The following is a 10,647-nucleotide window of genomic DNA, read 5'->3' on the forward strand; positions in this document are numbered from 1 at the left end:
CCTCCCAGCTCTGTTATGCGTCCAGCTCGAACATCACGGTCGCCAGCGGCGGCAGGGTGATGGTGGCTGCTATTCTTCCGTTGCCGTGTTTTCTGGCTTCGACGGCGCCGCCGTTGCCCTTGCCGCTGCCGCCATAGATCTCCGCGTCGGTGTTGAGGATTTCACGCCACCGGCCCTCCACCGGCAGCGGCACGGCGTAACCCTCGCGATAGACGGGGGTGAAATTGGTGACGACGGCAATCGGCTTTTCGCCGGGCGCCTTGCGCAGCCAGGCGAAGACCGAGTTCTCCCGGTCGTCGGCGATCAGCCACTCGAAGCCGTCGCCCTCGCAGTCGCGGGCATGGAGCGCCGCCTTGCGGCGGTAGGTGCCGTTGAGATCGCGCACCAGCCGGCGCATGCCCTCATGCAGCGGATATTCGAGCAGGTTCCAGTCGAGCGAGCGGCTTTCGCTCCATTCCTGCCATTGCGCAAATTCTTGCCCCATGAACAGCAGCTTCTTGCCGGGATAGCCCCACATGAAGCCGTAATAGGCGCGCAGATTGGCAAACTTCTGCCAGTCGTCGCCGGCCATCTTGGCGATCAGCGAGCCCTTGCCGTGCACCACCTCGTCGTGGCTGAGCGGCAGCACGAAGTTTTCCGAGAAGGCATAGATCAGGCCGAAGGTCATGTCGTTGTGGTGGAACTTGCGATGCACCGGCTCGCGCGACAGATATTGCAGCGTGTCGTGCATGAAGCCCATGTTCCACTTGAAGCCGAAGCCCAGGCCGCCGTCATGCACGGGGGCGGAGACCTTTGGCCAGGAGGTGGATTCCTCCGCGATCGTCAGGATGCCGGGATGGGCGGCGTAGACGCGGGCATTCATCTCCTGCAGGAAGCGTACGGCGGCGAGATTCTCGTTGCCGCCATATTCGTTCGGCACCCATTCGCCGTGTTTGCGCGAATAGTCGAGGTAGAGCATCGAGGCGACGGCATCGACGCGCAGGCCGTCGAGATGAAACTTCTCCGACCAGTAAAGCGCGTTGTTGATGAGGTAGGACAGGACCTCGGCGCGGCCGAAATTGTAGATCGCCGTGTTCCAGTCCGGGTGAAAACCCTGACGCGGGTCCTCATGCTCGTAGAGCGCGGTGCCGTCGAACTTGCCCAGCCCATGCGCATCGGTCGGGAAATGCGCCGGCACCCAGTCGAGGATGACGCCGATGCCGACCTTGTGGCAACCATTGACGAAGCGGGCGAAGCCGTCGGGCTCGCCGAAGCGGGCGGTCGGCGCATAAAGTCCGGTCGTCTGGTAGCCCCAGGAGGGATCGAAAGGGAATTCGGAGATCGGTAGGAACTCGATATGGGTAAAGCCCATATCGACGCAGTAGGGGATCAGCCGGTCGGCAAGCTCGTCCCAGGTGAGGAAGTCGCCGCGATCGTTGCGTTGCCAGGAGCCGGCATGGACTTCGTAGATGGAGATCGGCTGGCGGCGGGCATCCACGCTTGCCCAATGCTGGAGATGTGCTTCGTCTTCCCAGTCCTGCTCGATCGGCCCCGTCGTCATCGAGGCATTGTTGGGCCTGAGTTCCGAGCGGCGGGCGAAGGGGTCGGCCTTCAGCGGCAGGACCTCGCCGTTGATACCGACGATCTCGTATTTATACGCATGGCCTTCGGTAATGCCGGGTAGGAAGATCTCCCAGATGCCGGTGTCGCGGCGCAGCCGCATGGCATTGCGCCGCCCGTCCCATTCGTTGAAGTTGCCGACGACGGAAACGCGCTTGGCATTCGGTGCCCAGACGGCGAAGTGAAAGCCGTCGATGCCGTCGAGCGTCATCGGATGGGCGCCGAGCTTGTCGAAGAGGCGCAGATGCGAGCCTTCGCGGATATAGTAGTCGTCCATCGGCCCGAGAACGGGACCAAAGCTATAGGGGTCGATGACAACCCATTCGCCGCCGTCGTTGCGGGCGCGGTAGCGGATCGGCTGCTGTTTCTTCACCGCGATCTCACCGGCGAAGATGCCGGCCGGATGGACCTGCGTGAGCGCGCCGATCTCCTTGCCTGACAGCGTCTCTGCCGTCACTTCAGCGGCACCCGGCAGGAAGCAGCGGGCGACATAGGCGTCGCCCACCGCATGGACGCCGAGCACGGCGAACGGGTCCCAGTGCCGGCTTTCCAGGATTGCATCGATGTCCGCCTTCGCCAGAAGCTCTGACGGGAGATTGGGCCGGGTGGCCATCGTCCCTTTGTTCGGCGGTACGGTCATCAGGCTCTCCAAATTTCCTTGGCGTATTGGCGAATGGTGCGGTCGGAGGAGAACCAGCCCATGCGGGCGGTGTTCCGTATGGTCTTCGAGAACCAGGCGTTTTTATCCGTCCAGATGCCATCGACCTCGCGCTGGGCCTTGGCATAGGCGTCGAAATCCGCCGCCACCATGAACCAGTCGTGATTGTAGATGCCGTCGACGAGGCCGGTGAAGCGGTTGCGATCATCGGGCGAGAAGACGCCGGAGGAGATCGCGGCGAGTGCCTGCGACAGTTCCTTCGACTGCTCGATGATGGCGCGGGGATTGTGCCCTTCGGCCCGCACCTTCGCCACTTCTTCCGCCGTCATGCCGAAGATCACGATGTTTTCCGCGCCGACATGGTCGCGCATCTCGACATTGGCCCCGTCGAGCGTGCCGATCGTCAGCGCGCCGTTCAGCGCGAACTTCATGTTGCCGGTGCCCGACGCTTCCATGCCGGCGGTCGAGATCTGCTCGGAAAGGTCGGCGGCGGGAACCATGATCTCGGCGAGCGAGACATTGTAGTTCGGCACGAAGACGACCTTGAGGAGACCCCGCACGGCCGGGTCGTTGTTGATCACACGCGCCACGTCATTGGCGAGCTTGATGATCAGCTTGGCATTGTGATAGCTCGGCGCCGCCTTGCCCGCGAAGAGTTTGACACGCGGCACCCAGTCCAGCTCGGGGTGCGAGCGGATCTGGTCGTAGAGGGCGACAGCCTCGATGATGTTGAGTAGCTGGCGCTTGTATTCGTGGATGCGCTTGATCTGGATATCGAACATCGCGGCGGGGTCGATGCGCACGCCCATTCGGCTGCCGACGAGATTGGAAAGCCGGTTCTTGTTCTCGCGCTTGATCGCGGCAAACTTCTCCTGGAAATCCTTGTTGTCGGCAAAGGCGTCGAGCGCCTTCAGCGTCTCGGCATCGTCCATGAAACCGTCGCCGATGGAGTCACGGATCAGGTTGAACAGGCCCGGATTGCACTGCATCAGCCAACGGCGCGGCGTGATCCCGTTCGTCTTGTTGTTGATGCGCTCGGGATAGAGCTTGTGCAGGTCGGCGAAGACCGTTTCCTTCATCAGCTCGGTGTGCAGCGCCGATACGCCGTTGGTCGAATGGGAGCCGACGAAGGCGAGATTGCCCATGCGCACCCGGCGTTCACCCGATTCTTCGATCAGCGAGATGTTGCGGATGCGCTGATCCTCGAAGCCCTTCTCCTTGCGGGCCTCGACGAGGATTTTGGCGTTGATCGCATAGACGATCTGCATGTGGCGCGGCAGAAGCCGCTCGAACAGCGGCACCGGCCAGCTTTCCAGCGCCTCGGGAAGCAGCGTGTGGTTGGTGTAGGAAAAGGTGCGGCGGCCGATATCCCAGGCCGTGTCGAAGTCGAGCCCGTGCACGTCGGTCAGCAGGCGCACGAGTTCGGCGACCGAGACGGCCGGATGCGTGTCGTTGAGCTGGATGGCGACGGCGTCCGGCAGCGAGGTGAAGTCCGGATACTGCTGGAGATGGCGGCGAAGGATGTCCTGCAGCGAGGCGGAGCAGAAGAAGAACTCCTGGCGCAGGCGCAGCTCCTGGCCGGCCGGCGTCGCATCGGCCGGATAGAGCACGCGCGTCAGGCTTTCGGCCCGGTTGCTTTCCTTCAGCGCGCCGATATGGTCGCCGGCATTGAAGGCTTCGAGCAGGATCGGATCGATCGGGTTTGCAGCCCAGAGCCGCAGCGTGTTGACGCGCTTGGCCCGCCAGCCGACGGCCGGCGTGTCATAGGCCGTGGCGATGACGCGCTCGGCCGGCTTCCAGACGAAGCGCTGCTTGTCCTCGCCGATATTGATCGTCTCGACACCGCCGCCGAAGCCGATCTCATAGGAGCTTTCGCGGCGTTCAAATTCCCAGGGATTGCCGTGGGCAAGCCAGGTCTCCGGCAGTTCGACCTGCCAGCCGTCGGCCATCTGCTGGCGGAAGAGGCCGTGCACGTAGCGAATGCCGTAGCCATAGGCCGGTACGTCGACGGTTGCCATGCTCTCCATGAAACAGGCAGCAAGTCGGCCGAGACCGCCGTTGCCCAGCGCCGCATCCGGCTCGAGTTCGGCGATGACGTCGATATCGACGCCGTGCATGGCGAGCGCCTGGCGCATTTCGTCCATGATGCCGCTATTGGTCATGGCATCGCGCATCAGACGGCCGATGAGGAATTCGAGCGATAGGTAATAGACGCGCTTGGCGCCCGTCGCGTAGGTGCGCCGCGTCGAATCCATCCAGTTGTCGGTAATACGATCACGCGCAACCAGGATCGCTGCCGTCAGCCAGTCGTGCGGCTTGGCGACTTTCGGGTCCTTGCCGATGCGGTATTTAAGGCGCTCGAGCAGCTCTGTTGCGAGCTGTTCGACATCCGAGGATCGTGGAGCGGGCGCGAGGTCGTTGTTGGTAACCCGGTTCATCATCGGTGAACTTTGCCCCTTCGCATTCAATGCGTTCGTTCGTTCGAAATCGCGTTTAAATCAATTTATGCATCTATCCGAAGCGCTTGCAATATACCTTTTCAAGAAACGCCCCGTGCATTTTCGACATGTCTGAAACACGGCGAAAATGCTAAAAAACCCGCTGCGTCGGACGCAGCGGGTTCGATTTTCCAGCCTTAGGGCGGGATTATTTGGTCAGGCGGGAGACCACGGCGGAGGTGCGTTCGCCGATCACCTTGAAGGCGGCGACAAGGGCGGCCATGTTCGTCGCTTCAAAGTAGTGCGAGCCGTCGGTCGCGCAGGCCTTCAGAAGGTTCTGGCCGGCAGTCGGTGCCATGAAGGCGACAGTGTAGATCTCCATGCCGTCCTTCTTCGCGCTGGTGCACGTCGCCAGCGTGCTGGTGTCGTCGCTCGAGTTGTTGTTTGCGCCATCCGTCATGAAGACGATGTATTTCGTCGGCACCTGTCCGTTCTTGGTCTTGTGTGCAGTGTTTTCCGTGGCCGCCTTCAGCTTGTCATAGGCGGTTTTCATGGAGGCGCCCGAGGCGGTCCCGCCGTCGGCGACCAGCTTGTTGACATAGGCGAGCGAGGTTGTGGATCCCCAGGCAAGTTCGCTCGGCGTGTAGCTTGCGAGGTCATAGGAGATCGCCCCGGTCCGCACGAAGGTATTCGTCGGGTCCGCGAGGGTGAACTGTGTGAAGAGGCTTGCGACGGCGAGTTTCAGGGCCCCCATCTTCGAGACGTAGCAGGGGCTCGTCGCCTTGACCTTAGAGCTTCCCCAGTTCTGCTCTGTCCAGTTGATGCACGAGGTAAGGGTCTTGTCCTTCTCGTTGGTGATCCAAGCCATCGAGCCGGATTTGTCGAGGACGAGGAACATCGAAAGCGCGTTCTTCGATTCCGTCGCGCTCTCGGCCGTGCTCTTGGCGTTCATGACAGTCGATTGCTGACCGAGCAGACGGGTAAAGGCGTTGAACTTGACGGTATATTTCGTCGAGATGTCGACCTTGTAGGATTTGCCGTTGCCGAGCAGCGCCGTTTCCGTGATGGTGATATCGGTGCCGGTTGCGAATTCCGGATTGCTATCATCATCCTCAGACTTCCCGCCCTGGGAGGCTTCATCGACGGCAACGCCACCGTTCATCTGCGTCTTGAGGAATTGCATGGCGATGAGCTTGGCTTCCGCCTTGCTCTTGCTGTCGTTTGCCAGGGCGGAGGCTGCGGCAAGCGCGGCAGAGTCGGCTGCGTCCTGCAGGGTCGTCCGCGTCATCACCATCTTGGTGAGATCGATCGCCACGCCGCCGGCCGCTATGATAAGCGGGCAGACAATGGCTGTCATCATCGCGAAATTGCCGCCTCGATCGCCGAGGAGCCGTGCGATCAGGGTTTGTTTTTTCGTCTTCTTCGTCATGAGACTTACCCACCATTGTCATAATGTGGGCTGACGCTAGCAGCGAAATGTTATTTAACGGTTCGGGGCCGTGGTATAGTTTTCGTAAAAGTTTAGAGGCCTTGGTTTTCCGGGTTTTCCCGCTGTTTCCAATCGGGATTACGCCGTCTGCCGTACCGGAACGACATCGACCGCCTGGCTCGTTTTGTGCTGGCCGTATCCTTTCAGGACACCGATGACCGGGGCGACATCGGAATAGTCGCGGCCATAGGCGACGACGATATGGTCGGTGCCGGCGGGAATGTCGTTGGTCGGGTCGAGTTCCATCCAGCCGTTCACCCGGCCGCACCAGTAGCGCACCCAGGCATGCATGGCGTCCGCGCCCTCAAGGCGTTCCTTGCCGGGCGGCGGGATGGTGCGCAGGAAGCCGCTGACATAGCCGGCGGGAATGCCGAGGCTGCGCAGGGCCACGATCATCACATGGGAAAAGTCCTGGCAGACGCCGCGCTTCAGCTTGAACGCCTCACGCGGGGTCGTGTCGACGGTCGTCGCCTTCGGATCGTAGGTGAAATCCTTGTGGATGCGTGCGCAGATCGCCGCCGCGATGGCGCGGATCGTCATATCGGGCTTTACGATCGCATGGGCATACTCCGCGATCTCGGGGCAGTCCTTCAGGCGCGGGCTCGGGCCGGTATAATGGTGCGGCGAGCCGGCATCGAGCGACCAGTAGCCGGCGATATCCTCGGGCAAGTCCGCAACACGAGGGGAAAAGTCGGCGGCCGGTTCCGGCACATCGACATGCACGCGCGCCTGCATGCGGATATCCAGCCGCTCATGGGCGTTGCGGAAAAGGATGGCGCTCATCGGGTTTTCGAAGAAGTCGTTGTGATCGACCCGCTCGCCCGGACCCGGCGTCACGCCGACCGTGCCGGCGATGAGCCGCTGGCGCCCGCCGATCGACAGCGGCAGGACCCGCACGATATGGCGCCCGCCGGAGACCGGCGTGTCGTAGAGGTAGCTGATATGAAGGTTGACGTCGTAGAGCATGATTTCGGCGCCTCCCTTTCGCTCAGCTCAGATAGGTTTGCGCGAGAATGTCGGAGAGCTTCTCGAGTTCCGCCTCGAAGCGCTGGTAGACGGCATCCGTCATCGTTTCCGGCGTCATCACCGCAAGCCCGGCATGCAGGCGCATCGCCTCACGGTAGAAGGGCGACATCTGGCCGTTGGAATAGGCGTTCGGCAGCTGCTCGACCTCGTTCTTGATCTCGTTCAGCTGATAGAGGATCGAGCGCGGGTTGAGCGGGTCGAGCGCCAGAAGATCGGTGACGGTGAGGCGCGCGGTCGCCACGTTGTAGCGGCGGCGGTGGGTCATCACGCTGTCGCCGATCTCCAGCAGCATGTCGAGCGCGCCGTCGGGCGCATCCTCGCCGGACATGTGGCCGAGCAGGCGCGTCATGTGCAGGCCGCGTTCGAGATAGCGGCCGATGGAGAGGAAGCGCCAGCCGGTGAAACGGTACATGTTTTCGTGCACCAGACCGGCAAAGCCCGCGAGCTTGCGCAACAGCACGGTCATGGCGCGTGTCGCGTCGTCGCCCGGCTGGATGCTGACATGGAAGCGCCGCGCGGTTTTTGCCAGATCGTTCAGCGCGAGCCAGCCATCCGGCGAGAACCGGTCGCGGATGTTGCTGGCGGAAAAGACCGCGCTGTCGATGCTGCGGATGAGGCTTGCCGGCACGGCTTCCGACGTGTCGATGTCGAGCGCGTCGAGATAGGTGCTGACATCCTTCAGCAAGGGTTGCTCGGGATTGGCATATTCGGCGTAGCGGCCGTGCCAGGCGCGCAGGATGCGCAATGCGCCTTCCGCCCGCTCGATATAGCGGCCGAGCCAGAACAGGTTGTCGGCGGCGCGGCTGGGCAGGCTGCCGGGCATGTTGCGGATGAAGACTTCCTCGGCCGGCAGGAGCGAAGTGCGCTCGACCGGCTTCTGGCTGACGATCCAGACGTCCGCCGCCGAGCCGCCTTCCTGCATGGCGATGGCCGAGACATTGTCGCCGGCGCCGATACGGGCGAAGCCGCCGGGCATGATCTGCCAGCCGTCGCGCGTGCGGGCGGCGAAGACGCGCAGCGACATCGGCCGCGGCACCAGCTTGCCATCGACGAAGGCGGGGGTGGTGGAGAGCGTCACCGCCTCCTGGCCGACCAGCTTGGTGCCGTCGCTCGCCAGCCATTCGGCAATCGAGTGTTTTGCCGTGTCGCGTAGCGTCGAGCCGAGCACGGATTGTTCGTTGTCGTCGAAGAACGGGCGCGTAGAATAGGCCGGGCCGATGACCATGCGCTCGATATTGGCCGCGACGTGCTCACGCTCCTCCTTCTGTCCGCACCACCAGGTGGCGATCGAAGGCAGGCGCTGCTCCTCGCCGAGCAATTGCCGGCAGATATTCGGCAGGAAGGCGAGCATGGCGCGCGTCTCGACGATGCCGGCGCCGAGCGCGTTGACGAAGGTGACGGAGCCGGAGCGCAGCGCCTCGACCATGCCGGGCGTGCCGATATGGGAGTTCTGGTTGAGCTCCAGCGGATCGGCGAAGGCGGCATCGAGGCGGCGCCAGAGCACGCCGATGGGTTTCAGGCCGGCGACGGTGCGCACCATGACCTTGCCGCCGACCACCGTCAGGTCCTCGCCCTCCAAGAGCATGAAGCCGAGATAGCGGGCGATGTAGGCGTGTTCGAAATAGGTTTCGTTGGCAAGGCCCGGCGTGAGGACGGCGATGCGGTCTTCCGCCGATTTTTCCGCCTGCAACGTGTTGCGGAAAGCGCCGAAGAAGCCGGCGAGGCGATGCGCGTGGGTCTCGGCATAGACATCGGAGAAGGCGCGGGTCGTCGCGACGCGGTTTTCCAGCGCGAAGCCGGCGCCGGACGGGGCCTGCGTGCGGTCGGACAGCACCCACCAGTTGCCGTCGGGGCCGCGGCCGATCTCGAAGGAGACGAAGTGCAGGAAATGCCGGCCGTGCGGCTGCACCCCGACGAGCGGACGCAGGAACTCGCTGTTGGAGGCGACGAGCGCTGGCGGTAAGAGGCCGTTGGCGACCAGTTCGTTCTTGCCGTAGATATCGGCGACGACGGCTTCCAGCAACTCGGCGCGTTGAACGAGGCCGCGCGACAGATCTTCCCATTCGGTTTCGTCGATGAGCACGGGAATGTGGGAAAGCGGCCAAGCGCGATCCGTGGCGGCCTCCTTGCCATAGGCGCGGTAGAAGACGCCGGCATCGCGCAGATAGCGGTCGGCGCGGGCGAAGCGGCCGGCGAGGTCCGCTTCGTCCATGCGCTCCAGCGCGGCGAGGAAGTGCCGCCAGACCGGGCGCACCTCGCCCTGCGTATCGACCATCTCGTCGGCGACGTCGGGAAGCGGAGCATAGGCACGGGCAGGCGCCTGCGCCGTTTGGGCCTCGATCAGCTCTGCCTCCACACTCGTGGTCTTCAATCACTGTCTCCTAGAGGACTAGAGCATTTCCGGTGAACACCGGTTCACCGGAAATGTTCTATCCTTCTGTTTTGCCGCATTGTCCTACGTCGAAGCGATCCCGCTTCGACTGGAAATGCTCTAGATGCCGGACGGCCTGCGCAAATCCAGCGTCAGCGGAAAATCCGCCGGCGGATTTTCCGGCTGCAAGAGATAGCCGCCCGTCGTATGCCCCCACGGCTCGAACCGCGCCAGCCGGCGCGCCTCGGCCTCGTTTCCGTTCACCGGGAAGGTGTCATAGTTGCGTCCGCCCGGATGGGCAACGTGGTAAATGCAGCCCCCGATCGCTCGCTTCGACCATGTATCATATATGTCGAAAGTAAGCGGTGTATTGACGGGCAACCCCGGATGCAGGCCCGATGCAGGCTGCCACGCCTTGTAGCGCACGCCGGCGACCGAGACGCCCCTTGTGCCCGTGCTTTTCAGCGGCACAGGCCGCCCGTTGCAGGCGACCGTGTAGCGTTCGGGATTTGCGGTCTCCAGCTTGACCTGAAGCCGCTCGACCGACGAATCAACATAGCGCACGGTGCCGCCGATCGCGCCTTCCTCGCCCATGACGTGCCAGGGCTCCAGCGCCTGGCGCACTTCGAGATTGGCGCCCTCGTATTCGACCTCGCCGCAGAAGGGAAAACGGAATTCGAGCTGGGCGGCAAACCATTCCGGCCTGAGATCGAAGCCGTTGGCCCGGAGGTCGGCGAGCACGTCCAGAAAATCCTGCCAGACATAGTGCGGCAGCATGAAGCGATCGTGCAGGGTTGTGCCCCAGCGCACGAAGCCGCCCTGCGCCGGGTTGAGCCAGAAGCGGGCGATGAGGGCGCGGATGAGAAGCTGCTGGGCTAGGCTCATGCGGGCATTCGGCGGCATTTCGAAGCCGCGGAACTCGACGAGGCCGAGACGGCCGGTCGGCCCGTCCGGGGAAAACAGCTTGTCGATGCAGATTTCCGAGCGGTGCGTATTGCCGGTGACGTCGGTCAGGAGGTTGCGGAACAACCGGTCGACCAGCCAGGGCAGCGGCGGCACGCCCTGA

General features: G+C 63.1%; 6 protein-coding genes. All 6 read right to left on the reverse strand.

Going from position 1 to position 10,647, the window contains the following annotated elements; genetic code table 11:
• Positions 1-13: 13 nt before the first annotated feature.
• Complete coding sequence (glgB, locus tag ACOZKU_RS02780) at positions 14-2,239, reverse strand: 1,4-alpha-glucan branching protein GlgB (RefSeq protein WP_421577560.1); 2,226 nt, start codon at positions 2,237-2,239, stop codon at positions 14-16.
• Positions 2,239-4,698 carry a glycogen/starch/alpha-glucan phosphorylase gene (locus ACOZKU_RS02785; protein WP_421577561.1) on the reverse strand — a complete coding sequence of 820 codons (2,460 nt, stop codon included), beginning with the start codon at positions 4,696-4,698 and terminating at the stop codon, positions 2,239-2,241. Before ACOZKU_RS02785 ends, glgB begins: the two co-directional genes overlap by 1 nt.
• A 205-nt stretch (positions 4,699-4,903) precedes the next feature.
• The gene (locus ACOZKU_RS02790; protein ID WP_314086462.1) at positions 4,904-6,124 is read right to left on the reverse strand and encodes a TadE/TadG family type IV pilus assembly protein; all 1,221 of its coding nucleotides are present in this window, start codon (positions 6,122-6,124) and stop codon (positions 4,904-4,906) included.
• 138 nt (positions 6,125-6,262) lie between these two features.
• Complete coding sequence (locus ACOZKU_RS02795) at positions 6,263-7,150, reverse strand: transglutaminase family protein (protein WP_421577562.1); 888 nt, start codon at positions 7,148-7,150, stop codon at positions 6,263-6,265.
• A 22-nt stretch (positions 7,151-7,172) separates the two neighbouring features.
• Positions 7,173-9,581, reverse strand: coding sequence for a circularly permuted type 2 ATP-grasp protein (locus tag ACOZKU_RS02800; protein WP_421577563.1), 2,409 nt, complete (start codon positions 9,579-9,581; stop codon positions 7,173-7,175).
• A 120-nt stretch (positions 9,582-9,701) separates the two neighbouring features.
• Positions 9,702-10,647, reverse strand: a 946-nt coding sequence (locus ACOZKU_RS02805; protein ID WP_421577564.1) for a transglutaminase family protein, incomplete at its 5' end; no start/stop codon positions are given.

Origin of the sequence: Shinella sp. M31 (genome assembly GCF_049199205.1) — a bacterium.
Classification (GTDB): domain Bacteria; phylum Pseudomonadota; class Alphaproteobacteria; order Rhizobiales; family Rhizobiaceae; genus Shinella.